General features: G+C 71.9%; 23 protein-coding genes. 13 read left to right on the forward strand and 10 right to left on the reverse strand.

Annotation, left to right across the window (positions count from 1 at the left end):
- Nucleotides 1-19 precede the first annotated feature (19 nt).
- A complete protein-coding gene (locus ACWAT2_RS16925) occupies nt 20-580 on the reverse strand; it encodes a TetR/AcrR family transcriptional regulator (protein ID WP_402377296.1) in 561 nt (186 codons plus the stop codon).
- Between the two features lie 308 nt (nt 581-888).
- On the opposite strand from ACWAT2_RS16925, the gene ACWAT2_RS16930 reads away from it, so the two are divergent.
- The 5 genes from ACWAT2_RS16930 to ACWAT2_RS16950 are packed head-to-tail and all read left to right on the forward strand — an operon-like array spanning nt 889 to nt 5609.
- A complete protein-coding gene (locus ACWAT2_RS16930) occupies nt 889-1617 on the forward strand; it encodes an ABC transporter ATP-binding protein (RefSeq protein ID WP_402377299.1) in 729 nt (242 codons plus the stop codon).
- Nucleotides 1614-2369, forward strand: coding sequence for an ABC transporter ATP-binding protein (locus ACWAT2_RS16935; protein ID WP_402377302.1), 756 nt, complete (start codon nt 1614-1616; stop codon nt 2367-2369). Before ACWAT2_RS16930 ends, ACWAT2_RS16935 begins: the two co-directional genes overlap by 4 nt.
- Nucleotides 2369-3247, forward strand: coding sequence for a branched-chain amino acid ABC transporter permease (locus ACWAT2_RS16940; RefSeq protein WP_402377305.1), 879 nt, complete (start codon nt 2369-2371; stop codon nt 3245-3247). Before ACWAT2_RS16935 ends, ACWAT2_RS16940 begins: the two co-directional genes overlap by 1 nt.
- Entirely contained in the window at nt 3244-4323 is a 1080-nt protein-coding gene (locus ACWAT2_RS16945) for a branched-chain amino acid ABC transporter permease (protein WP_402377308.1), read from the forward strand. The genes ACWAT2_RS16940 and ACWAT2_RS16945 overlap by 4 nt, the downstream gene beginning before the upstream one ends.
- A gap of 5 nt (nt 4324-4328) precedes the next feature.
- On the forward strand, nt 4329-5609 hold the full coding sequence (locus ACWAT2_RS16950) for an ABC transporter substrate-binding protein (protein WP_402377311.1): 1281 nt from the start codon (nt 4329-4331) through the stop codon (nt 5607-5609).
- A 79-nt stretch (nt 5610-5688) separates the two neighbouring features.
- Here ACWAT2_RS16950 and ACWAT2_RS16955 read toward each other — a convergent pair whose 3' ends face one another.
- Both ACWAT2_RS16955 and ACWAT2_RS16960 read right to left on the reverse strand, forming a co-directional pair.
- Nucleotides 5689-6891 (reverse strand): acyl-CoA dehydrogenase family protein, encoded by a 1203-nt coding sequence (locus ACWAT2_RS16955; protein ID WP_402377314.1) that lies wholly within the window; start codon nt 6889-6891, stop codon nt 5689-5691.
- On the reverse strand, nt 6891-7952 hold the full coding sequence (locus tag ACWAT2_RS16960) for a phosphotransferase family protein (RefSeq protein WP_402377317.1): 1062 nt from the start codon (nt 7950-7952) through the stop codon (nt 6891-6893). The genes ACWAT2_RS16955 and ACWAT2_RS16960 overlap by 1 nt, the downstream gene beginning before the upstream one ends.
- Before the next feature lie 218 nt (nt 7953-8170).
- Here ACWAT2_RS16960 and ACWAT2_RS16965 point away from each other — a divergent pair, with 218 nt between their 5' ends.
- Complete coding sequence (locus ACWAT2_RS16965) at nt 8171-8305, forward strand: hypothetical protein (protein WP_402377319.1); 135 nt, start codon at nt 8171-8173, stop codon at nt 8303-8305.
- On the opposite strand, the gene ACWAT2_RS16970 is transcribed toward ACWAT2_RS16965, so the two are convergent.
- Complete coding sequence (locus tag ACWAT2_RS16970; RefSeq protein WP_402377321.1) at nt 8302-8706, reverse strand: acyl-CoA thioesterase; 405 nt, start codon at nt 8704-8706, stop codon at nt 8302-8304. The genes ACWAT2_RS16965 and ACWAT2_RS16970 overlap by 4 nt on opposite strands.
- 32 nt (nt 8707-8738) lie before the next feature.
- Nucleotides 8739-9374, reverse strand: coding sequence for a QsdR family transcriptional regulator (locus tag ACWAT2_RS16975; RefSeq protein ID WP_402377322.1), 636 nt, complete (start codon nt 9372-9374; stop codon nt 8739-8741).
- 92 nt (nt 9375-9466) lie between these two features.
- Here ACWAT2_RS16975 and ACWAT2_RS16980 point away from each other — a divergent pair, with 92 nt between their 5' ends.
- Nucleotides 9467-10681 carry an acyl-CoA dehydrogenase family protein gene (locus ACWAT2_RS16980; RefSeq protein WP_402377325.1) on the forward strand — a complete coding sequence of 405 codons (1215 nt, stop codon included), beginning with the start codon at nt 9467-9469 and terminating at the stop codon, nt 10679-10681.
- Nucleotides 10682-10696: 15 nt separating this feature from the next.
- Nucleotides 10697-11920: an acetyl-CoA C-acetyltransferase gene (locus tag ACWAT2_RS16985; RefSeq protein WP_402377327.1), complete on the forward strand. Its 1224-nt coding sequence runs from the start codon at nt 10697-10699 to the stop codon at nt 11918-11920.
- A 484-nt stretch (nt 11921-12404) separates the two neighbouring features.
- On the opposite strand, the gene ACWAT2_RS16990 is transcribed toward ACWAT2_RS16985, so the two are convergent.
- From ACWAT2_RS16990 to ACWAT2_RS17005, 4 genes are read right to left on the reverse strand one after another with little or no spacing between them, the layout of a single operon-like run.
- A complete protein-coding gene (locus ACWAT2_RS16990; RefSeq protein ID WP_402377329.1) occupies nt 12405-12884 on the reverse strand; it encodes a pyridoxamine 5'-phosphate oxidase family protein in 480 nt (159 codons plus the stop codon).
- Nucleotides 12885-12930: 46 nt separating this feature from the next.
- Complete coding sequence (locus ACWAT2_RS16995) at nt 12931-13395, reverse strand: MaoC family dehydratase (protein WP_402377332.1); 465 nt, start codon at nt 13393-13395, stop codon at nt 12931-12933.
- Nucleotides 13392-14153: a 3-oxoacyl-ACP reductase FabG gene (fabG, locus tag ACWAT2_RS17000; RefSeq protein WP_402377334.1), complete on the reverse strand. Its 762-nt coding sequence runs from the start codon at nt 14151-14153 to the stop codon at nt 13392-13394. The genes ACWAT2_RS16995 and fabG overlap by 4 nt, the downstream gene beginning before the upstream one ends.
- Nucleotides 14150-15283: a zinc-binding dehydrogenase gene (locus ACWAT2_RS17005; protein WP_402377337.1), complete on the reverse strand. Its 1134-nt coding sequence runs from the start codon at nt 15281-15283 to the stop codon at nt 14150-14152. Before ACWAT2_RS17005 ends, fabG begins: the two co-directional genes overlap by 4 nt.
- A 280-nt stretch (nt 15284-15563) precedes the next feature.
- Between ACWAT2_RS17005 and ACWAT2_RS17010 the strand changes: the two genes are divergently transcribed.
- From ACWAT2_RS17010 to ACWAT2_RS17030, 5 genes are all read left to right on the forward strand, one after another.
- A complete protein-coding gene (locus tag ACWAT2_RS17010) occupies nt 15564-16817 on the forward strand; it encodes an ATP-binding protein (RefSeq protein WP_402377340.1) in 1254 nt (417 codons plus the stop codon).
- A gap of 107 nt (nt 16818-16924) precedes the next feature.
- Complete coding sequence (locus tag ACWAT2_RS17015; RefSeq protein ID WP_402377343.1) at nt 16925-18379, forward strand: DUF3375 domain-containing protein; 1455 nt, start codon at nt 16925-16927, stop codon at nt 18377-18379.
- Nucleotides 18376-19035: a DUF4194 domain-containing protein gene (locus tag ACWAT2_RS17020; RefSeq protein ID WP_402377346.1), complete on the forward strand. Its 660-nt coding sequence runs from the start codon at nt 18376-18378 to the stop codon at nt 19033-19035. The genes ACWAT2_RS17015 and ACWAT2_RS17020 overlap by 4 nt, the downstream gene beginning before the upstream one ends.
- On the forward strand, nt 19032-22397 hold the full coding sequence (locus tag ACWAT2_RS17025) for an ATP-binding protein (protein ID WP_402377349.1): 3366 nt from the start codon (nt 19032-19034) through the stop codon (nt 22395-22397). Before ACWAT2_RS17020 ends, ACWAT2_RS17025 begins: the two co-directional genes overlap by 4 nt.
- The gene (locus ACWAT2_RS17030; RefSeq protein ID WP_402377352.1) at nt 22394-23668 is read left to right on the forward strand and encodes a Wadjet anti-phage system protein JetD domain-containing protein; all 1275 of its coding nucleotides are present in this window, start codon (nt 22394-22396) and stop codon (nt 23666-23668) included. Before ACWAT2_RS17025 ends, ACWAT2_RS17030 begins: the two co-directional genes overlap by 4 nt.
- Here the strand turns inward: ACWAT2_RS17030 and ACWAT2_RS17035 are convergent.
- Complete coding sequence (locus ACWAT2_RS17035) at nt 23653-24138, reverse strand: hypothetical protein (RefSeq protein ID WP_402377354.1); 486 nt, start codon at nt 24136-24138, stop codon at nt 23653-23655. The two genes, ACWAT2_RS17030 and ACWAT2_RS17035, sit on opposite strands and share 16 nt — an antisense overlap.
- Nucleotides 24139-24238 lie beyond the last annotated feature (100 nt).

Genomic DNA, 24238 nt, shown 5'->3' on the forward strand with positions numbered 1-24238 from the left:
TCGAGTGGGCCCGGCGCCGTCAGGGTGTGGGCCACCTCGCGTCGAGGAAGGTCCGCACGGTGGTGTCAGCCGTCGTCCGGTCCCCGGTCAGTCGTAGCTCCCACAGCGCGCCCAGCATCACGGCGACACACATCCGGGAGGTGGGTAGCGCCTCCTCGGAGGGCTCTCCGGCAGCTACGAGACGCGCTCCCACCTGCTCCACCATGACCTGGAGCCCATCCGTGAAGGAGTCCTTCCACGGCGCCCCGTGCATGGCCTGTGCGGACAACTCGAACACCAGCGGTGCGAGGGCGTCGTGATCTGCCACCATCGTCCAGTAGCTCCACGCGCCGGTCTTCGGATCGTGCGGCGTCGCGTCGGCGAGCTCCTCCATGGTCTCCCGCTGGGACTGCCAGACCTTCGTGACCACGGCCGTGAGCAGCCCTTCACGCGATCCGAAGTGGTAGATCAGCATGCGGTGGCTCGTGCCCGCGGCGGCCGCCACCGCCCGGAGGCTGGCATCACCCACGCCGTTCTCGATCAGGAAGGCGATGACGCGGTCCAGGAGGGCGTCGCGCCCCGACGGTGCAGCCGCGCTCACGGCGCGACACCGTCCGTCGTGGCGGCGTCCGACACCGATCGGTGGACGGTCCGAACCCGCTCGACCACGTGCCGGGCCATGACCATGCGACATCCCCTTCCGTCCGCATCCTGGCGGTCAGAGTACTCGCCCGCGTCCCTGAGGATCTCTGACGCCTGCGGTGGCAGGAGGAGCGCGGACCGACCTGGACCTGCGCTGATGGGCCCGCCGAGGGCCCGCGTCACAGCCGTGCAACAACTCTGAATATGACATACCGTCCAGTCGGTTTATGCGCTAGGGTGTGACGCATCCGACACGAAGAGGTGCCGATGTCCAGCAACACACCGCGACTCCAGGTCGACGGGCTCACCGTCACGTTCGGTGGTCTCACCGCGCTCGACGACGTCAGCTTCACCGTGGGCGACGCCGAGACGGTGGCGCTCATCGGCCCCAACGGGGCCGGCAAGACGACGGTGTTCAACGCCGTCTGCTCCTTGGTCCGGCCCCGTGCGGGCTCTGTCCGCATCGACGGCCGGCCCGCACCGACGACGCCGACCGGGCTGCCGGCCCGCGGGGTCTCGCGGACGCTGCAGGGCCTCGGTCTGTTCGCCGGGATGACGGTCCTGGAGAACGTGCTCGTCCCGCTGGTGGGCCCGGCGGGGTCGGCCGCCGTACCGGCCGCGGCGCCGGCCGTGCTCGAACGCCTCGGCCTGTCTGCCGAGGCGGGGACCCCGGTCGACGCCCTGCCGTACCCGGAGCGCAAGCGGGTCGCGCTCGCGAGGGCCCTCGTCACCGGGCCGCGCCTGCTGCTCCTGGACGAGCCGGCCGGCGGACTGGGCGCGGAGGACATCGCCGACCTCGCCGGGATAGTCCGCGGCCTCTCCGCTGACGGCTGCTCGGTGCTGCTCGTGGAGCATCACGTGGACTTCGTCATGGACGTCGCCGACCGGGTCGTCGTGCTCGACTTCGGCCGCGTCGTCGCCTGCGGCACGCCGGACGAGGTCCGTGCCGACCCGGCCGTCGAGGCCGCCTACCTGGGGCTGGAGGCTGCGGCATGACCACCCCGACCGAGACCCCCGCGTCCACGACGACGCGCACGATGCTCGCGGTCGACGGCCTCACGGTCGGCTACGCGGGCGCCCCGGTGATCGACGGCATGCGCCTCGAGGTCCCCCACGGCGCCGTCGTCGCGCTGCTGGGTGCGAACGGGGCCGGCAAGACGACGCTGCTGCGGACGATCTCCGGCCTCGTCCCGCCGCGCGCGGGACGGATCGAGCTGGACGGGCAGGATCTCTCGGCACTCAGCGTCGAGGACCGTGTCCGGCAAGGGCTGGCCCAGGTGCCCGAGGGTCGCAGCGTCGTCTCCGAGCTGACGGTCGAGGAGAACCTGCACCTCGGCGCGCTCTGGAAGATCCCGGGCCGCGCGGCACGGCGCGACGCCGTGGCCGAGGTGTACGAGACCTTCGAGCCGCTCGCGCGTCGCCGGCGCAGCATGGGCCACCAGCTGTCCGGCGGCGAGCGGCAGATGCTCGCCCTCGCCCGGGCTCTCGTCGCCCGCCCGCGCGTGCTGCTCCTCGACGAACCGTCGCTCGGCCTCGCGCCGCGCGTCGTCGCCCAGCTGTTCTCGATCCTGCGGGACACCGCGGGACGCACCGGGCTGACCGTGCTGCTCGCCGAGCAGAACGTCACCAGCGCACTCTCGATCGCCGACCGCGGCGTCGTGCTCGGCCTGGGGGAGATCGTCGCCGACGCCCCGGCTGCCGAGATCGCCGCCGACCCTGCCCTCCGGCACGCCTACCTGGGGTTCTGATGGATCGTCTCGCCTTCCTCCTCGCCACGGGCCTCGCCCGCGGCCTCGTCATCGCGCTCTTCGCCCTGTCGCTGGTCATCATCTGGCGTGCGGCCCGCATCGTGAACTTCGCCCAGGCCGCCATGGCGATCGTCGCGGTCTACGTCGCCTTCGCCGTGACCCAGGCCACCGGGTCCTTCTGGCTCGGCCTGGCCGCAGCCCTCGTCACCGGCGCGCTCGTCGGCGCCGTCGTCGAACGCTGGCTCATCCGGCTCGTGCCCAGCGGCACGCCGCTGCCCGGCATGATCGTGGCGATCGGGCTGGTGATGATCCTCCAGTCCGCCATCAGCATCATCTTCAGCCCGAAGCACCGGCCCATGGCCGCGCCCTTCAGCGAGCAGCCGTTCACCGTCGGCGGCGTCGCCGTGCTCTCGCCCTACGACCTGTTCATCCTCCTCGTCGCGCTCGGCGTGGTCGCCGCCCTCGGCCTGCTCTTCAACGGCACCACGCTCGGGCTGCAGATGCGAGCGTCGGCGATGGCGCCGGAGGTGTCCCGGCTGCTGGGGGTCAGGGTGCCGCGCATGATCACCCTGGGCTGGATGCTGTCGTCCGGCGTCGCGGCCCTCGCCGTGCTGCTCCTCGTCCCCACCGAGCTCGGGCTCAACGCCCACAGCGCGGACATCCTGTTCGTCCACGCCTTCACGGTGGCGGTGCTGGGCGGGCTCGACTCGCCGAGCGGCGCGCTCGTCGGCGGGATCGTCGTCGGGATCCTCATCAGCCTGGTCACCGGGTTCCTCGGCGCCGGGCTCGCGCCGATCGCGGTGCTCGTCCTGCTCACCGTCGTCCTCCTCGTCCGGCCGGGCGGCATCTTCGCAGCCAAGGAGGCGCGAACCGCATGACCGCCATCATCAGCTCTCGGACCCGCGGGATCGTGCTGCGTGCACTCGCGCTCACCGTTCTCGCGCTGGCCGCGACGTTCCTGCTCGACTCGTACCGGAACTACCAGCTCGCCGTGGTCGCCGCCGTCTTCTGCGCGACGGCCGGGCTCACGCTGCTGGTGGGCCTCACCGGACAGCTCTCCCTCGGCCATGCCGTCCTGATGGCCTGCGGCGGCTACGGCTACGCCCTGGCCGCGGGACTCGCCGCCGAGGCGGACCTCAGCGGGATCCTGCGCTTCGCTCTCGGGATCCTCGGAGCGGTGGTCGTCGCCGGAGGCGTCGGTGGGCTCCTCGGGCTCGCCGGAGCACGGCTGCGCGGTCCATACCTGGCGGGCCTGACGCTGGCGCTCGTCATCGCGTTGCCGGCCTTCGCCTCGCAGGTCCCCGGCCTGGGCGGCGACCAGGGCCGCAGCGTCCCCTTCGAACCCGTCCCGGACTGGCTCGCCCCGGTGCTGTTCAGCACCGAGCAGTGGCACGCGTGGATCGCCGTCCTCGTCGCGGCCGTCGCGGTCACCCCGCTGGCCGTCCTGCGGTCCGGGAAGGCCGGCCTGCGCATGCGGGCGGTCCACGGCGACGAGGTCGCCGCACGCCTGGCCGGCATCTCACCCGGCCGCGTCAAGACGAACGCCTTCGTCGCGGGTGCGCTCTCGGCCGGTCTCGGTGGTGCGGTGCTCGCGATCGCCACTCAGACGGTCAGCCCGGGGGGCTACGACCTCGCCTTCTCGCTCCTGCTGCTCGTGGCCGTCGTCATCGGCGGGCTCGGCAGCATCGGGGGAGCCGCCGTGGGCGCCGTGCTGGTGGTCCTGCTGCCGTGGCTCATCGACACCCTCACCACGTCGGTGGGCCTGCCCGCCGACCTCGAGCAGCGGCTCTCCGGGAACCTCGTGGTCCTCGTCTTCGGAGCGTTGCTCGTCCTCGTCACCGTCGTCTGGCCCGGCGGGCTGTCTCATGCCTTCGCCGGACGCTTCGCATCCCTGTCCGCGCGGCTCCGCCGGCGGTCCGACCAGCACGTCCCGCAATCACTCACAGAGAGGTGACTCCCATGCGGACCACTCACACCACACCGCGCAACCGCGCTCGTACCGTCGTCGCGGCCACCGGTGCCGTCGCCGTCGGCCTCACCCTGTCCGCCTGCGGCGGTGCCGACGAGGCGACACCCGGTGTCTCCGAGGACACCGTCACCGTCGGCACCCACCAGCCGCTGACCGGCCCGGCCGCCGCCGGGTACTCCTCGATCTCCGCCGCCACCAGCGCGTACTTCGACTACGTCAACGCCAACGGTGGTGTCCACGGCCGCTCCATCGAGTACATCGTCAAGGACGACGGCTACAACCCGGCGAACACGCAGACGGTGGTGCGCGAGCTCGTGCAGCAGGACGACGTCTTCGCCGTCCTCAACGGACTCGGGACCCCGACGCACTCGTCGGTGCTCGACTTTCTCAACCAGAACGAGGTCCCGGACCTGTTCGTGTCCTCCGGGTCGACCGCGTGGAACGACCCGGAGGCCTACCCCTACACCTTCGGCTACAACGCGGACTACCTCGTCGAGGGCTCGGCGCTGGCGCAGTACGCCACCGAGGAGCACGCGGGCGAGAAGGTCTGCCTGCTCGGTCAGCACGACGACTACGGCGAGACGCTGCGCGAGGGTGCCGAGATCGTCCTCGGCGCCGACGGGCTGGCCGCGTACGAGACGTACGAGACCTCCAACCAGGACGTCACCGCGCAGATCGGTGCCCTGCAGTCGGCCGGCTGCGAGGTCGTGATGCTCGCGACCGTGAACGGCTTCTCGGCCCTGGCGGTCGGCACCGCCGCGCAGATGGGGTTCATGCCCACCTGGATGGCCTCCTCGGCCGGGGGCGACTACCCGACGCTCGTCGAGTTCCTCGGTGAGGACGTCGCGCCCCAGCTCCTCCAGGGCTTCGTGTCTGTGAACTACCTGCCGTTCAGCCCGGACGGTGAGTGGGTGGAGCTCTTCCAGCAGATCAACGACGAGTACAACGACGGAGCGTCGTTCGACGGCAACACGGTGTTCGGCATGGGCGTCGCGTACGCCTTCACCGAGGCGCTCGCCAAGGCCGGCGAGGACCCGACGCGGGAGGCCCTGGTCGAGGTGCTCGAGTCCGGTGAGCTGGTCGGCAACGGGATCGTCCCGCTCGCGTACTCCGCCGAGAACCACGCCGGGTACGACGCCGCGGGGATCACCATGGTCGACGGCGGCGTGCAGGACTTCGTCGGGACGACCTACCGCCTCGAGGGGGAGTCCGTGACGCCGATCGAGCCCGAGCAGATCGCGCTCGAGGACGACGGCATCCCGGTCGAGTGACCTGACGCGGCCTCTCCGGGCAGCGCACGACGGCCCGCCTCCCTCGAGGGAGGCGGGCCGTCGTCGTGGTGCGAGCGGGTCAGGCGCGGAGCTGCGCTCTGCCCAGCGACGCCAGGTGGACCTCGTCGGGGCCGTCGGCGATGCGCAGCGCGCGGGCACCGGCGAACATCTCCGCCAGGGGCTGGTCGGCGGAGAGGCCGGCCGCGCCGAAGATCTGCATGGCACGGTCCAGGATCTGCTGGACCGCGCGCGGCACCGCGATCTTGATCGACTGGATCTCCGTCATCGCCTTCCGGTTCCCCACGGTGTCCATCAGCCACGCGGTCTTGAGCACGAGCAGGCGCAGCGCCTCCAGCTCGACGCGGGCCTCGGCCGCCCACTGGCGCACCACGCCCTGCTCGGACAGCGGCACGCCGAACGCCGAGCGGCTCCGTGCGCGCTCGGCGGCAAGGGCGACCGCTCGCTCGGCGGTGCCGAGAGCACGCATGCAGTGGTGGATGCGCCCCGGGCCGAGGCGGGCCTGGGCCATCGCGAAGCCCCCGCCCTCGGTGCCGAGCAGGTTCTCCACCGGGACGCGGACGTCGTCGAACACCACCTCGGCGTGGCCGCCGTGGTCGCGGTCGTCGTAGCCGAAGACCGTGAGCGGACGGACGATCCGCACCCCGGGCGTGTCGCGCGGGACGAGGATCATCGACTGCTGCTGATGCCGCGAGGCCTGCGGGTCGGTCTTGCCCATCACGATGAGCAACCGACAGTCGGGGCTCATGGCACCGGTCGACCACCACTTGCGACCGCTGATCACGTACTCGTCGCCGTCGCGCCGGATCCGGGTGCCGATCTGCGAGGCGTCCGACGACGCGACGTCGGGCTCGGTCATGCAGAACGCGGAGCGGATGTCCGCCTCGAGCAGCGGGGCCAGCCAGCGCTCCTGCTGCGCCGGCGTGCCGAACTTCTCCAGGAGCTCCATGTTGCCGGTGTCCGGGGCGGAGCAGTTGAGCGCCACCGGTGCGAGCCGGGTGCTCCAGCCGGTGAGCTCGGCCAGGGGGGCGTACTGGAGGTTGGTCAGCCCGGCACCGAGCTCGGACGGCAGGAACAGGTTCCACAGGCCCTCGGCGCGCGCCTTGGCGCGCAGCTCGGCGACGACAGGTCGGAAGGTCCAGTCGTCGGGGCTCGCGGCGAGCTGGGCGTCGAGGACCGGCTCGGCCGGCAGCACGTGGGTGTGCACGAACGCGCGGACCTGCTCGGTCAGCTCGGCGGTGCGGGTGTCGGGGGAGAAGTCCATCAGGTGCTCCTGGGTCGGGCCGCCGCACGGGCGAGGCCGTCGGCGGCGAGCGGGGCGACGAGGTCGCCGATGGTGTCGAACCCGTCGCCGACGGTCTCGCCGGCGCGGTAGCGGTAGCGGATCCCCTCGAGGATCACCGCGAGCTTGTACGCGGCGAAGGCGCGGTACCACCACAGGTCCGGCGGCGTCGTCCCGGTGCGGGCCGCATAGGCGTCGACGAGCTCGTCGAAGGTGGGGTAGCCGACGTCGGGGACGACGGCGCTCGCGGCGACCGCTCCCGCGGAGAGCGAGCGGATGTCCCAGTAGAGCCCGAGGAGGCCGAGGTCGACCAGCGGGTCACCGAGGGTGGCCATCTCCCAGTCGAGCACCGCGGCGATCGTGGGGCGGTCGGGCGTGCCGCTGACGAGGGCGTTGTCCAGCCGGTAGTCGCCGTGCACGATGCCGGTCCGCCCCGAGTCGGGGACGTGGGTCGCGAGCCGTTCCTGCAGCTCGTCCAGGGCGGGCAGGTCGCGCGACCGGGACGCGTCGTACTGCCGGCGCCAGGTGGTGAGCTGCCGGGCGAGGTACCCGTCGGGTCGGCCGAAGTCAGCCAGGCCGACCGTCCTCGGGTCCACGGTGTGCAGGTCGGCGAGCGTCTGGGCGAGCGTGATGCCGAGCCGGTAGAGGCCTGCGGCCGTGAACCCGGAGTTCTGCTCGGGACGGGACAGCACCTCGCCCTCGACCCGTTCCATGACGAAGAAGGTCGTCCCGGTGACCTCGCACCGCTCGGTGTCGTCGACGACGTCCACGGTGGCGGGCACCGGGACGTCGCTGGTGCCCAGGGCGGAGATCACCCGGTGCTCGCGGCGCATGTCGTGCGCGCTCGAGAGCACGTGGCCCAGCGGTGGTCGGCGCAGCACGAGGGGCAGCGCGGCGCCGTCGATCCGGTACGTCAGGTTGCTCCGTCCGCCGGCGATGACCTCGGCGGTCAAGGGGCTCTCGGGGCCGGACGCCAGCTCGGGGTGCTCGCGTGCCAGCCAGGTGCTCAGGCCGGTACGGTCCAGGCCGGGCACGTCGGTCATCGATGACCTCGCCTTCCTGCTCAGGCCCGACGTCGGTGCCGGGTGCGAGGAGCATACCGCGCGGTCGGTATGTGAGCGAACCGGGCGCCGGTCGCCCGACGTCGCCACCGTGCTCGAGCCTCTCGAGGAGGCCGCCGCCACCCCGACGGCGTGGCCGCGCTTCGTGGACGACGGCGACGCCGTCGTGGCGGAGGCTGCGCGGCGGGGGCGGGACCGGGGTGACGGTGCTCTGGTTCCGGAGCGACGAGGGGCCTGAGGGCTTCTACCGGCGGATGGGATTCGAGCCCGCCGGCGAGCTCTTCGGCCAGGCGCTGGGCGTCAAGGAGGTCCCTGTCGCGGTCGGGGACGCCTAGGAGAGCAGCTGCTGCTCGACGGCGGAGCGGACCCCGTCGGGGACGGGGACGGGGCGTTCGGTGGTCGCGTCGACGAACACGTGGGTGAACCGGCCGACGGCCACGGGCTTCTCGTCGCCCGCGAGCAGGATGGGCAGGTCCCAGGTCACGCTCGTCGTCCCGAGGCGTTCGACACCGATCGCGACCGCCAGGTCGGCCGGGTAGGCCACCGGCGCGGTGAACTCGCACGACGACGCGACGCAGTACCCGCGGACGACCCCGGCGGGGTCGAGGCCCGCCTCGCGGATCATCCACGTGTTCACCGCGGTGTCCATGGCCTGGTAGTAGACCGTGTTGTTGACGTGGCCGTACTGGTCGTTGTCGTTCCAGCGCAGGGCGAAGGGGTGGTGGACGCGGGGCATCGGGTCTCCTGTGTGTGGTCTCGGTTGTTCGGTCAGGCCACGCGCAGCAGGTGGCGGAAGGCTGAGCGTGCGGCGTCCGGGCTCGGAGGCTCGCCCGTGATGAGGTCGGCGTACGTGAACGACTCCGACACGCGCACGCACAGGTAGGCGAGAGCGTGCGGGTCGATCGCGCCGTCGAACGGCTGGTCACCCAGGTGGGTGCGGATCAGCCACTCGGTCGTGGCGAGGTAGCGCTGCTGGATGGGGCTCGCCTTGGTGGTGAGCAGCCGCAGCGCGCGGGCGGGCTCGCGGGTCAGGAAGACGCGGAAGTAGTGCGCCTCGATCAGGTCCGTCGCGAACCGGGAGAGCAGCGCGGCCACGTGCTCGGCGCCGCCGGCGTCGTGGGCGGCGCGCTCGGCCTGGAGCAGCGTCGGGACGGCGAGGGACCACAGCACCTCGGTGAGCAGGGCGTCGCGGTTGCCCACCCAGCGGAACACCGAGGTCCGGTCGACGCCCAGGTCTGCCGCGAGGCCGCCCATGTCGATGCGCTGACCTGAGACGAACGTCTCACGCGCACGCTCGAACGCGCGCAGGGCGTCGCCGTGCACGCTGGGCTCGAGGCGCGCGGAGAGCCTGGTCGGTGCGGCCTGCAGGCCCACGGAGGCGATCTGCGCGGTCGTCGTCAGCATGCGGGCAGCCTAGCGCCGCCGACCGAGGTGCGTGCAACATCTGGCAGAATGATGCACACTGACGCCACAGATCGACGTTGATCGGAGCAGAGATGACCCTCACCACCCCGGCAGCCCCTGCCGGCCTCACCGTGCCGGGCGTCCTGGACGCGGACTTCTACGGCTTCCAGGACCTCCTGACACCCGTCGAGCAGGAGGCCGTGGGCCGCGTCCGCGACTTCATGGAGAGCCAGGTGCGGCCCCTCGCGGACGACTACTGGGAGCGCGCGGAGTGCCCGGTGCACCTCTTCAAGCCGTTCGCGGAGCTCGGCTCCGTCGGCGCTGCCTGGCCGGAGACGGCCCAGTTCGAGAACTCCGCCGTCTTCCGGGGCTGGGTCGGCATGGAGCTCGCTCGTGTCGACTCCTCCTTCTGCACCTTCATCGGTGTCTCCAGCGGCCTGGCGATGAGCTCGATCGGTCTGGGCGGTTCGCCGGAGCAGCGCGAGCAGTGGCTCCCGCCGATGGCGCGCGGGGACCTCATCGGCGCCTTCGGGCTCACGGAGCCGCTGTCCGGCTCGGACACCGCCCGGGGGCTGCGCACCACCGCGACCCGCCACGGCGACACCTGGGTGCTGAACGGCGCCAAGCGCTGGATCGGCAACGCCACGTTCGCCGACGTCGTCGTCGTCTGGGCCAAGGACACGGCCGACGACCAGGTCAAGGGCTTCATCGTGCGCAAGGGCACGCCCGGTTTCACCGCCACGAAGATCGAGCGCAAGCAGTCGCTGCGCATCGTGCAGAACGCGGACATCACGCTCGACGGCGTGGAGGTCGCCGAGTCGGACCGCCTGCAGGGGATCGACAGCTTCAAGGACCTCGCCAACGTGCTGCGTGTGACGCGCGACGGCGTCTCCTGGCAGGCGCTGGGCACCATGATCGGCGCCTACGAGGCCGCCGTGCGGTACACCAAGGAGCGCGAGCAGTTCGGCAACCCGATCGCCTCGTACCAGCTCGTCCAGGACAAGCTCGCCACGGCGCTGGGCAACATCACGGCGAGCCTCGGCATGTGCGTGCGCCTCGCGCAGATGCAGGACGAGGGCACCCAGCGCGACCAGCACGCCGCGCTGGCCAAGGCGTTCGTCACCACGCGCATGCGCGAGACCGTCGCCCTGTCCCGCGAGGTCTGCGGCGGCAACGGCATCACCCTCGACACCGGCGTGGTGCGCTACTTCGCCGACGCGGAGGCCGTCTACACCTTCGAGGGCACCCGGGACATGAACCACCTCATCGTCGGGCGCTCGATCACCGGCCACGCGGCCTTCGTCTGAGAAAGGATCCACATCATGACCGAGGCCTACATCGTGGCCACTGCCCGTTCGCCGATCGGACGGGCCTACAAGGGGTCGCTGCGCGAGATGCGCGCCGACGATCTCGCCACACAGATGGTCCGCGCGGCACTCGACAAGGTGCCGTCGCTCGACCCGACGCGTATCGACGACCTCATCCTCGGCTGCGGGCTGCCGGGCGGCGAGCAGGGCATGAACATGGGCCGCATCGTCGCCGTGCTGTCCGGGCTCGACGGGGTGCCCGGCACAACCGTGACCCGCTACTGCTCGTCCAGCGTGCAGTCCACCCGCATGGCGTTCCACGCCATCAAGGCGGGCGAGGGCGACGTGTTCGTCTCCGCCGGCGCCGAGTCCGTCAGCCGAATGGTCAAGGGCTCCAGCGACTACATCGAGGGCCAGGACCTGGAGAACCCGCGCTTCGCCGGGGCTACCGAGCGCACGGCCAAGCGTGCCGTCGGGGAGGTGCCGGTCTGGACGGACCCGCGCGCCGATGGCGAGCTGCCCGACGCCTACATCGCCATGGGGCAGACGGCGGAGAACCTGGCTTCCGTGCACGGCATCAGCCGCGCCGAGCAGGACGCCTTCGCGGCCCGTTCCCAGCAGCGTGCCGAGCAGGCGATCGCGGACGGCTTCTGGTCGCGCGAGATCACCCCGGTGACCCTGCCGGACGGCAGCGTCGTCGCCGCCGACGACGGCCCGCGGCCCGGGACCACCGTGGAGAAGCTGGCAGGGCTGGACCCGGTGTTCCGTCCCGACGGCACCGTGACGGCAGGCAACGCCTGCCCGCTCAACGACGGCGCCGCGGCGCTCGTCATCGTCTCGGGGCGCGTCGTCGAGGAGCTCGGCCTGCAGCCGATCGCCCGGATCGTGTCCACGGGCGTGACCGGGCTGTCCCCGGAGATCATGGGGCTCGGTCCGGTCGAGGCGAGCCGTCAGGCGCTCGCGCGGGCCGGGCTCGGCATCGACGACATGGACCTCGTCGAGATCAACGAGGCGTTCGCCGCGCAGGTCATCCCGTCGGCCCGCGAGCTCGGCATCGATGAGGCCAAGCTCAACGTGCACGGCGGGGCCATCGCCGTCGGGCACCCGTTCGGCATGACCGGTGCTCGCATCACCACCACGCTCCTGAACGGTCTGGAAGCGACCGGCGGCCGCTACGGGCTGGAGACCATGTGCGTCGGTGGGGGACAGGGCATGGCGATGGTGCTCGAACGCGTCTGAGGCGGGTGTCGCGATCGCTGGCACGGGCTGGACGTCGTGCCGATCACCGGCCCTCGAGTTCCCCCGTCCGCGCTCGGTGACCTCGTCGTCGTCGACGAACACGTGGGAGATCTGCAGGTCGCCGTGGACGAACACCGGTTCCCACGGCCGCAGCGCGGCCTCGGCGATCTCGCGGTTGCGCCGGATCGTCTCGGCGGGCAGGACGGCGTGGGCGAGCAACCACGCGCACTCCCGGTCGAGTTCCGCCGCCACGTCGTCCGGCTGACGGCCCGGCCACGGTGGCAACGGCGCGTCGTGCAGCCTCCGGACGGCGGCGCCTGCCGCGGCCCACGCCGCAGGTGACGCCGTGGACGGTTCACCGAGAGCACCGAGCGCGGTGCCGGGCACGGCGGCGATCGCCAGCACGGGCCTTTGGTACCAGAGGCCCGCCGGGGTCGGGACCGGTGCCATCGCCATTGTCGCCGGATTTACGTTTACGCTCGCCTCAGAGCCAGTCCCCGTCGCGCATGAGGGTCCGCCCAGTCATCTCGTCCACCTCGCGCCACGCCTGGATCCGTAGCGGTCGCAGGACGAGGTAGACGTAGCCGTCCGGGTCCCTGCGGGGGTCCCAGTCCGCCTGGGCGGCATATCCCTCGGCGAGTTCCGCCGGCGCGTCCGCCACCGGCACGGCCTGATCGAGCACGGCGTCGACGAGCACCACGTCGCGGGTCTCGCCCAGAGCGAGCCGGGTCGTGGCGGTGGCGGCGATGCTGCGCGCCGTGCGGGACGATCCTGGCAGGGCCAGGACCACCTGTCCGTCCAGCCAGACCAGCGACAGCGGGACCATGTATGGGTGTACCGCGCCGTCGTCGTCTGACGACGCCGTCGCGACCCAGGCGTCGCGGGCCGGGCTCCGCAGCATGGCCAGGGTGTCGACGAGGCGCTGTTCACGGGTGCGGGGGGCCGGCTGTGGGAGGTGTGGCATGGGGGTCATCCTGCCCGACCCGATCCGGGTCGGGCAGGACGGACTCTCACGCCTCCGGGACGTACAGCGCCAGCGTCTGCGCGATGAGCGCGGGCTTCTCGGCGCCCTCGAGCTCGATCGTGACGGTGGAGGCCAGCCGGATGCCCTGCCCGGCGGGTTCAGCGCCGGTGATCTCGACGGTCGCTCGCACGCGCCCGCCGGCCGGCACCGGGGTGAGGAAGCGGACCTTGTCGAGGCCGTAGTTCACGGCCATCGCGGTCTGTCCGACCTCGACGAGCTCGCCGGTGAGCTTCGGCAGCAGCGACAGGGTGAGGTATCCGTGGGCGATGGTGCCGCCGAACGGCCCGGCGGCGGCGCGCTCGGCGTCCAGGTGGATCCACTGGTGGTCCTCGGTAGCGTCCGCGAACGCGGTGATGCGGGGCTGCTCGACGGCGAACCACTCGCCGGTGGCCTTCTGGCCGACGGCGTCGGCGAGCGCGGCGGGGTTCTCGATCTGGATGACGTCGCTCATGCTCGCGGACCTCCCGCCACGTACAGCACCTGGCCGCTGGTGAAGGAGGCCTCCTCGGAGCAGAAGAACGACGCCGCGGCGGCGATGTCCTCGGGCTGCCCGACGCGTCCCACGGGCACCTCCTTGGCCATGTGCGCCAGGAAGTCCTCCAGGGGCACGCCGACCCGCTCGGCGGTCTCGGCGATCATGTCGGTCGCGATGACGCCGGGCGCGATGGCGTTGGCGGTGACACCGAACTTGCCGAGCTCGATCGCCAACGTCTTGGTGAAGCCCTGCATGCCGGCCTTGGCGGCGGCGTAGTTGGCCTGGCCGCGGTTGCCGAGCGCGGAGGTGCTGGACAGGTTGACGATCCGGCCCCAGCCGGCGTCGATCATGTGCTTCTGCACGGCGCGTGTCACGAGGAACGCGCCACGCAGATGGACCCCGAGCACGGCGTCCCAGTCGTCGGTGGACATCTTGAACAGCAGGTTGTCGCGCAGGATGCCCGCGTTGTTGACCAGGACGGTCGGCGCGCCGAGCTCGGCGACCACGCGCTCGACGGCGGCGGTGACGGACTCCTCGTCGGCGACGTCGACGCCGACGCCGATCGCGCGGTGACCGTCCGCGGTGAGCTTCGCGGCGGTCTCTGCGGCGACGTCCTCGAGCAGGTCGAGCACGGCCACGGCGTAGCCGTCGGAGGCGAGTCGGGCCGCGGTGGCGGCGCCGATGCCGCGGGCGCCGCCGGTGACGATCGCGACGCGTGCGGTGGGGGAGGTCATGCGGTCTTCCTCTCGTCGAAGGTGATCAGCTGGCGCAGCTCCTCGCCGGCGGCGAGGCGGTCCAGCGCGCGGGGCAGCTCGTCGAGCCCGATGCGGGCCGAGACGAGTCGTTCCAGCGGCAGTCGTCCTGCTCGCCAGAGTTCCACGTAGCGGGGGATGTCGCGGCTCGGGACGGCCGAGCCGAGGTAGGAGCCGACGACGGTGCGCGCCTCGGCGGTCAGGCTCAGCGGGGAGATGCTGGCGCGTTGGTCCGGGCCGGGCAGACCGACGGTGACGGTCGTGCCGCCGGGGGCGGTCAGGGCGTAGGCGGTCTCGAAGGCGCGGGGGTTCCCGGCGGCCTCCACCACGACGGGGGCACGGAGACCTTCGTCGAGAGCCTCGGCGGGGGTGAGGGCGCGGGCGCCCAGCTCACGGGCGAGGTCGAGCTTGGCGGGCACGGTGTCGACGCCGACCACCTCGTGCCCGAGCGCCCGGGCGACCAGCAGTGCGGCCATGCCGACACCACCGAGCCCGACGACGGCGACGGTCGCGCCCGCGGCCGGTCGGCCCGCGTTGAGCACGGCGCCGCCGCCGGTGAGCACCGCGCAACCGAGCAGCGCGGCGATGTCGGCGGGGACGTCGTCGGGCACGGGGACCACGGACGTGGCCGACACGACGGCGTGGGTGGCGAACGCGCTCACACCGAGGTGGTGGTGCACGTCGGCGCCGTCGCGGTGCAGGCGGCGCACGCCGCCGACGAGCTCGCCGGCCGCGTTGGCGGCGGAGCCCACGGAGCAGGGCAGCCGGCCGTCGGTGGCGCACTCCGCGCACTCCCCGCAGCGGGGCAGGAAGGTCATGACGACGCGGGTGCCGACGGCGATCCCGGTGCTGTCGAGCCCGGTGCCGACGCCGTCGCCCGCGGCCTCGACGATCCCGGCGGCCTCGTGGCCGAGCAGCATCGGCGTGGGGCGCGCCCGGTTGCCGTCGACGACGGACAGGTCCGAGTGGCACAGGCCGGCCGCCTCGATGCGGACGGCGATCTCGCCGGGTCCGGGCGGGTCGAGCTCGAGCGGCCCGACGGTGAGCGGGCGCGACTCGGCCCAAGGTGCGGGTGCTCCGCAGCGTTCCAGCACGGCGCCGATGATCTGCACGGTACGACCTCCTCGTCGTCGGGTGTCCGGGAACGGGCACTCCTCACAGCATACCGACCGCGCGGTATGGAGAAAACCTGGACGCCGTCGCAGGTGTGTGACGACCACGAGTCGCCGCACCTGGGCGCTCGCGTCGCTGGGTGGGTTGCGTGCTTGTTCGCCAGATCGCAGCGTGCATGTTCGGTAGAACGGTGCGTGTTTGACCAGTAGAATACTACGCATCTGTCCAACAGGGCCTGTATAGCCTGGTCAGGAGGCATCGATGGCATACCTTCCCCGCGTGGTCGACGACACCCTGCGAGAGATGCTCGGGGGTACTCGTGCGATCGCGATCGAGGGCCCTCGTGCCGTCGGGAAGACAGCCAGCGCGGCGCGGGTTGCGGCGAGTGTCGTGGGCCTCGACGATCCGGACACGCGCATGATCGTCTCGGCGGATCGGCGCCGCTATCTGGCCGGGCTCGATTCTCCGGTCCTCGTCGACGAGTGGCAGCGCGATCCGCCCGTCTGGGATGCCGTGCGCCGGATCGTCGATGACGACCCGCAGCCTGGGAGGTTCGTCCTCACCGGGAGCGCGAATCCGCGCGATACCCACATCCACTCCGGGGCGGGGCGGTTCATCCGCTTGCGGATGCGGCCGTTGTCGTTCGCGGAACGGCACCCGGGCATGGCCACGGTCTCGCTCCGCGACATCTGGGAGGGTGGCGACGAGATCTCCGGCAGGTCTGACGTGACATTGGCGGACTATGCCCGGGAGATCGTCGACTCGGGTTTTCCCGGCATCAGGGCAGAACCACCGACGGTTCGCCGCAGGGCCGTCGCTGACTACGTGTCCCACGCGCTGGAGCACGAGGTTCCTGAGCTCGGAGGGGCTCGTCGCCGTCCGAGGTCTCTCCATGAGTGGCTCCGCGCCTACGCGGCCGCGACATCGACGACCGCTACCTTCGAGGCCATCGCGGCCGCGGTCGACCGCGCTCAGCCACCCAGCCGGACGACGATCAATGACTTCCGTGACGTCCTCCAGCGGCTGTGGCTCCTCGATGAGGTGCCTGCCTGGAATCCCGGAACCATCCGTCTGAACCGCTTGGGTCGCGTGCCGAAGCATCACCTGGCCGATCCGGCTCTGGCGGCTGCCCTGTTGCAGTTGAGCGCTGGCCGGCTGATCGAGGGACGCTCTCTCGGAGGGGCGCAGGACTCGCTCAGGGACGGTCCTCTCTTCAGCACCTTCTTCGAGTCGTTGGTCGTCCAGAGCGTCCGCACCTACGCCGCTGCACTTGAGCTCGAGGTCTCCCATCTGCGGATGCATCGCGGTGAGCGGGAGATCGATCTCGTCCTTCATGCGGGCGACGGACGTGCGATCGCCATCGAGGTCAAGCTCGGCCAGGCGGCCGACGATCACGACGTCCGCCACCTCAACTGGTTGTCCGAGCAGATGGACGAGGACCTCGTCGCTCGCATCGTCGTCACGACCGGGCCCGCGGCGTATCGGCGAGGCGACGGTGTGGCCGTCGTCCCGTTGAGCCTGCTCGGGCCGTGACTGTGCCCCGAGTGGCGTGGCGTCGGCGTCCTCCCGACCAGGGCCAAGGCGCGTCACGGTGTGGGCCGGCGTAGCCGCTGTCGGCGGCTCCGCCTACCCTGATCGCCGTGACGATCCTGGGCGACACGCTGACCATGCGCCGGCTGTCCGGCACCGGAGCGTGGACGCTGCTGCGCGGCGACAACGCGCCGGTGGCGCTCGCCGTCCTGGGCGGTCACCTGGGGGACCAGCGGCGTCGGATGCCCGCTCCGGAACTGTTCGAGGCGGTGGACGCGGACCTGGCGGAGCTGCACAACCACGGCTTCCAGGTACCGCGCACGGGCGCCCAGTACTGCCGCGACTGGCTCACGGCCGGGTACCTGGTCCGCCGTCCGGGCGAGGCCCGCGAGGAGCTGTTCGAGCTGAGTGAGGCGGCGCTGACCGCGGTGCGCTTCGTCGAGCAGCTCGCCGCGCCCCGGGCGAGTGCCACCGAGTCGCGCCTGGCGACGATCGTCGAGCGGTTGCACCGCCTGGCGGTGGACACCGACCCGGACACCACACGCCGCATCACCGCCTTGCAGCGCGAGCGGGACCGCATCGACGCGCAGATCGCAGGGTTGCTGGCGGGGCAGGACGACACCTTGCCCGAGGACCGCGCGGTCGAGGCGGCCGCGGACATCCTCGCCCTGACGGCGGAGATCCCCGAGGACTTCGCGCGCGTGCGCGGCGCACTGGAGCACCTCAACCGGGACGTGCGCACCAAGCTCGTCGAGGAACCGAGCTCGCGCGGTGCGGTGCTTGACGACGTCTTCCGTGGCGTCGACCTGCTGGCCGAGTCCGATGCCGGACGCACCTTCACCGCGTTCTACGCCCTTGTGCTCGACGCCGAACGCACCGCCGCGTTCGAGGCCGACGTCGAGGATGTGGTCACCAGGCCGTTCGCGCGCCGCCTGGATGCGAGTCAGCGAGACCAGCTGCGCCGGCTGCTGCCCGCCCTGCAGGACGCGGGCGGCGAGATCCACCAGGTGATGACGTCCTTCAGCCGGAGCCTGCGCCGGTTCGTGCAGTCCGAGGAGCTCGCCGAGGACCGCCGCGTGCACCGGCTCGTCCGAGAGACCGTGGCGATGGCGCACCGGTTGTCGGGCGACGTCGCCCCGTACCGGAAGCTCGACGTCGAGCTCGACCTGACCGCGGTGAGCGTCTCGCGGCTGGCCGGGATGCGGCTGCACAACCCGGCCGACTCCGAGACCGTCGAAGTCGTGACCAGCGCTGAACCACAAGAGGCCGACCTGGCCGCGCTGCGCGCCGCCGTGCGGGCGTCGGAGATCGACCTGGCCGAGCTCACGGGCAACGTCAACGACGTCCTTGCCGTGCGTGGTCCGTCCACCATCGCCGAGGTCCTCGCCGACCGGCCCGCCACGCAGGGCGTGGCCTCCGTCGTCGGGCTGCTGGTGCTTGCCGAGCAGCACGGCACCCGCACCGGTGAGTACCGCACCGAGCGCGTCACCTGGGAGCCGGTGAGCCCGGGCCCCCGGCGTGGCGCCCACCTTCCGCAGTACCTGTTCGAGGAGCCGCTCACATGACCGAACTCGACACCACTCTCGCGGCGCCGGGGGCGTACGACGGCGCCGGCCCGCCCGCCGTCGAGCCCCTGTGGGACGGCGACCCGGGCACCCTGCGCGAGGACTCGCGCCGCGCGCTGACCGCGCTCGTCAAGGGACCGTACGTCTCCGCGGAGCGGCACTCGGCGATCTGGCGCGCGCTCGTGGCTGACACGCCGGCGATCCGCTCGCGCCTGGCCGACCTGTTCCTCGACCTGGTCGTGGACCCCGCGCTCGGGGTGGCGTTCGTGCGTGGGGCACAGACCGATGCGGGGACGGCACCCCAGGTGGTGCGCACGCTGCCGTTGACCTTCATCGACACGGTGCTGCTGCTGCACCTGCGTGGCGAGCTCGTCCGGTCTGGTGGTGCTGGCCGGGTCATCGTCGGTCGTGACGAGGTGTTCGAGCACCTGCACGCCTACCGCGCCGCGGCATCCACCGACGAGGCCGGGTTCGCGAAACGGATCAACGCCTCATGGACCAAGCTGGAAAAGCAGAACATCCTGCTGGCCACCTCCACCACGGGCCGCTACGAGGTCTCCCCGGTTCTGCGGCTCATCTTCGGGCCGGAGGAGATCGCGGCGGTCCGCGCCGAGTACAGCCGACTGCTGGACGACGACGCGGAGGGCCGGCCGTGAGCGAGACGACCACTGCCCCTGCGGTCGACGCGGCCCCGGCGCCCACGCCCCACCCGGGCCAGTGGCGCCTGGAACGGGTCGAGCTGGTCAACTGGGGCACCTTCCACGGGCATCACCGCATCGACGTGGCTCGCCAGGGCTTCCTGCTGACCGGAGCGTCCGGGTCGGGCAAGTCCTCGCTGGTCGACGCCATCACGGCGGTGCTGACCCCGCGGGGCAAGACCCGCTTCAACGCCGCCGCGGCGGACGCCACCACCAGGGCCGGGGACCGCACCGTGCTGTCGTACGTGCGGGGCGCCTGGCGCCGCGGCACCGACGCCGACACCGGGGAGATCGCCACGCAGTACCTGAGACCCGGCGCCACCTGGAGCGCGATCGCGCTGCGCTACGGCGACGGGACGCACGACGCCGACGGCGCACCGCGGACGGCCACGTTGATCAAGCTGTTCCATGTCAAGCGCGGCGCCAACAGCCTCGGGGACGTCCAGGACGTGCACGTGCTCAGCCCGGAACCGGTGGACGTGCTGGACGTGGCGGACCTGGTCTCGTCCGGCCTGGACGTGCGGGGCCTCAAGAAGCGTCTGCCCGGTGCGCATGTCGACGCTGAGCACTCCCGGTTCGTCGCCCGGTACTCGCGGCTGTTCGGCATCAGCGGCGACCGCGCCGTCCTGCTGCTGCACAAGACGCAGTCCGCGAAGAACCTCGGCAGCCTGGACGACCTGTTCCGCACGTTCATGCTGGACGAGCCCGCGACGTTCGCCACCCGCGACCGCGCCGTCGAACAGTTCACCGACCTGTCGCGGGCTCACCAGGCCGTGGTCGAGGCGCGCGAGCAGATCGCCGTGCTGGATCGGCTGCCGGATGCTTCGACGTCCTACGACGACGCCGGTGCGGCCCAGCGCGACGCCGACGAGCTGGCCGCCGCGCTGGAGGACTTCACCCAGACCTGGAAGCTGGACCTGGCCCGGCAGGCTGCCGACACCGCCGCGGACGACGTCGCCCGGGCGACGATCGCCCGCGACGCCGCCCGCGCTGGGCGCGAACAGGCGGACCTGCGGCGTCGGGAGGCTCAGGGCACGGTGGACGATCGTGGTGGTGCCGAGCTGTCGGCACTGACGACTCGCATCGAGGCGCAGGAACTGTCGCTACAGGTCGTCACCCGCGGGCGGGACCGGCTGGCGCGCGACCTGGACCGGGTCGGCATCGCGGCCCCGACGTCGGCCGAGGACCTGCACGAGCTGCAGCGAGCCGCCCAACGGGAGGCCGCCGACGCCGACGCCGCCGACGCCGAGCACCAGGCCCGCGCCGAGGAGCTGTGGACGGCGCGGACGACGGCGGCCGGCGAGTTGCACCGGATCGAACGGGAGATCCAGGCGCTGCGCGGCAACCGCTCCAACATGGGCCACGACCTGACCACGGCCCGTCAGCTGATCTGCCGCGCCACCGGACTGCCCGCATCCGCCCTGCCGTTCGCGGCCGAGCTGCTCCAGGTGCGCCCCGAGCACTCGGACTGGACCGGAGCGATCGAGCGCGTCCTGCGCCCACTCGCCACCGTGCTCCTCGTGCCCGCCGCGCACCTGCCCGCCGTGCGCGCCGCGGTCGACGCCACCCACCTCGGGACGCGCCTGCGCTACGAGGCGGTCCCGGCCGCCGTCGAGCCGCCCAGGCGACCGTCCGGGGACGACTCACTGGTCTACCGCGTCCAGGTCGCGGACTCCCCGATGCAGGCGTGGCTGCACCGGGAGCTGGCCCGGCGCTTCGACTACGCCTGCGTGGAGGGTCCGGACGAGCTGGCCGAGCACGAACGCGCCGTCACTCGTACCGGGCAGGTGCGGCGGGGTCGCGGCTCCTTCGAGAAGGACGACCGGTTCGCCGTCCACGACCGCTCGCGCTGGTTGCTCGGCTTCGACAACGCCGACAAGGTCGACCACTACCTGGAGCTGCTGCGCGCGGCGAAGGAACAGGTCGGTCAGGCCGACGTAGCGCTCGGTGAGCTGGGCCGCGCCCAGGAGTCCGTCAAGGCGCGACGCCGAGTCCTGGCCGAACTCGACGACGTCGCCTGGTCGTCCCTCGACGTCGATGCCGCGCAAACCGAGCTGACGGCGGCACGGGAGGCACGCGCGGCGCTGCTGGCCGCGCAGGGCGATCTACGCTCCGCCCAGCACCTGCTGAACCTTGCCGTCGAGACTGCGGGTCAGGCGCTCGCAGTCGAGCAGTCCGCCGCGCAGAACCTGGCCGCCGCGCAGGCCGGGCTCGACCACCTCACGGCAGCGATCCGCGAGATGGAAGCCGTCGACCACCACGAGGTGCCGCCGTCGGTCCATGCCCGGCTGGAGGCCGTCTTCTACGAGCACCAGAGCACGCGACGGGTGACGCACGCCTCGATCGACGCCGTGTCGCGGCGGGTCAGCCAGGAGCTGTCCCGGCGCTCCGCGGAGGCGACCCGGGCCCGTGCGGCGGCCGAGGTCGCGATCGGGCAGATCGCCGGGGACTTCGCGCGGCGTTGGCCCGCCCTGACCGGAGACCTCACGGCGACCGTCGAGGATCGCGGCGGGTTCCTCGAGCTGCTCGGGACGTTGCGTGCGGACCGGCTGCCGGACTTCGAGCACCGCTTCTTCGACATGTTGCGCCAGCAGTCGCAGCAGAACATCGGCCTGCTCGCCAACGAGATCCGCCGTGCCCCTGCCGAGATCAAGCGTCGTGTCGAACCGATCAACTCCTCGCTGATGCGCAGCGAGTTCGCCCCCGGCTCCTACCTGCAGATCTCCGTGGAGGACGCCAAACCCGCTGCGGTGCAGGAGTTCCTGCGCGATCTGGCGACGATCGCGTCCGGGGCGCTGGGGGAGGACGAGGACCGGGCCGAGGCCGAGCGCCGGTTCGAGGTGCTCGCCCGGGTCATGCACAGGCTCGGGTCGTCGGAGTCCGCGGACCGGACCTGGCAGACCCTGTGTCTCGACACGCGGCGGCACGTGCGGTTCACCGGGGTGCAGGTCGACGCCGAGGGTACGCAGCTCGACGTCTACGACTCCGGAGCCGGCCGGTCGGGCGGGCAGAAGCAGAAGCTCGTCGTGTTCTGCCTCGCCGCCGCGCTGCGCTACCAGCTCGCCCGCGACGCCGAATCGGTCCCGTCGTTCGGGTCGGTGGTCATGGACGAAGCGTTCGACAAGGCCGACGCGGCCTTCACCCGCATGGCGCTCGACATCTTCCGCGAGTTCGGCTTCCACATGATCCTGGCCACCCCGCTCAAGCTGCTGCAGACGCTGGAGGAGTACGTCGGCGGCATCGCCGTCGTCCAGTGCGCCGATTCACGTGAGTCCAGCGTGTCCGCGGTGGCGTTCGACGACGTACCCCCGTCGTCGTGACGGGCAGGGCCGACCCCGGCGCCGCGCGGCGGGCGGCCGCCAAGGTCTACGACAGGCGGTTCGCCGCATGGGCCGTGGTCGACGTCGACGTGGAGTGCGGCGTCGATGCGGGCGTCGTGCCCGAGTCCGGCGGCGAACCAGCATCCGAATGGCTCATCGACCGCCCGTTGCACCCGCCGTCGGAGCGCGCGGCGCTCGCCGACACGACCGGCACCGCTTCCTGGATCGCCGCGTGGCGTGAGGCCGACCCGGGCAGCGATGCCGACGCGCACGGTCGTGCTGACGGTCACGTCGTGTGGGCGTCGCGACGCTGGGCCAGCCTGGGCACCCAGACCGTGCCCGACCGGCTGCGTCTCGGTACGCCAGGTGCCGTCGCCCGGTTCGCCGGGCGCTCGAGGCACTGGAAGCGGGCCGTTGCGTGCGCTTCGGCGCTGCTCGGGCTGCTGCGGGCGGCCGCAGACAAGGATGCACCGAACCGGGATGCCGCCCGTGACGCCGTCCGGCGCGTACTCGGCATGGTCGTCGACCTCGACCCGGCCGACACAGAGCGCCTGGTCGGCGTCCTCGGCTGGGTGCTGGAGCACGAGACGGCCGGGCTGTTCGTCCGCCAGGTGCCGGTGCGCGGCGTCGACACCAAGTGGCTGGAGCGCCATCGCCGCATCGTCGACCCGCTGTATGCCGCGGCGACCGGGCGCGCCGGGCTCGAGCTGGCGCAGCGACCGGTGCAGCTGCGGGTTCGGTTTCTCGACCCGGCACTCGCGCCGAGCGGTCTGCGCGACGTCACCGCTCCCGTGGCCGAGCTGGCCGGTCTCGCCGTCGCACCGCGCGTCGTTGTCGTGGTGGAGAACCTGGAGTCCCTGCTGGCCCTGCCGGACCGCGCGGGCGTGGTCGCCGTGCACGGCCAGGGGTATGCGGCCCGTCACCTGCATCGCACCGGCTGGGTGGCGGCGGCCGACATCGTCTACTGGGGTGACATCGACACCGATGGGTTGAACATCCTGTCGGCCGTGCGGAGCCACCTGCCGCAGGCACGGTCGATCCTCATGGACCGGACCACCTTGACAGAGCACCTCGATCTTGCTGTTCCCGAGCCTCGGCCCCGTCGGGCGGTCCCTGAGCATCTGACCGATATCGAAGCGGATGCCTTCGCGGCGCTGGCAGAGCTGGGTGACGTCCGCCTGGAGCAGGAACGCATCCCGTGGGGCACGGCGGTGGCGGCCCTGGACGCCGCACTCAGGTCGAAGGACGCCGGCAGTCACCCGATCATGTAGGCGATGCCGTCGCCACGGTCTGCGGCCTGGGCGACGAACGTCTGAGCCTGACCCAGGAAGTTCTTGAGGTCGGTGCGACGGTATCGAAGGTGCCCTTCGGGCTCGTCGTCGGAGGAAGCGTACTGGTCGATGTCGCGGTCGGTGATCGTCGCAAGGTCTTGAGACGCGGTGCGGACCCCGGCGGGTTCGATGGTGCGCAGCCAGGGGATCCACCCCATCGGGACGTGGGTCACGTGCCCCTCGAAGAGACGGAAGGACGGACGCGCGGGCCGTCCGCGCCGCGGGCCGGTGAGGTCCTGGAACTCCGGCCAGGCCTTGTCGAGGTACAGCAGGTTCGGGCTGGCCTCAGGGTCGCCCAGTCGGCTCCATGCGGCGAAGAACGGATCATCAGGCAGCGAGAGGCGTGGTTCGTGGACGACGATCTCGGCATCGTCGGCGGGCCATGCGGACGCGTAGTAGCGGATTCCCATGCCTGCGACCATGGCCGGGAGGGATCTGTCGCCGCTACCCCCGGATCAGATCTGTGGAAGACGTGCCGCGGCCCGCATCACCTGAAGGGCTTGGCGCCCT

The sequence above is a fragment of the Isoptericola sp. GX10416 genome, assembly GCF_056590155.1.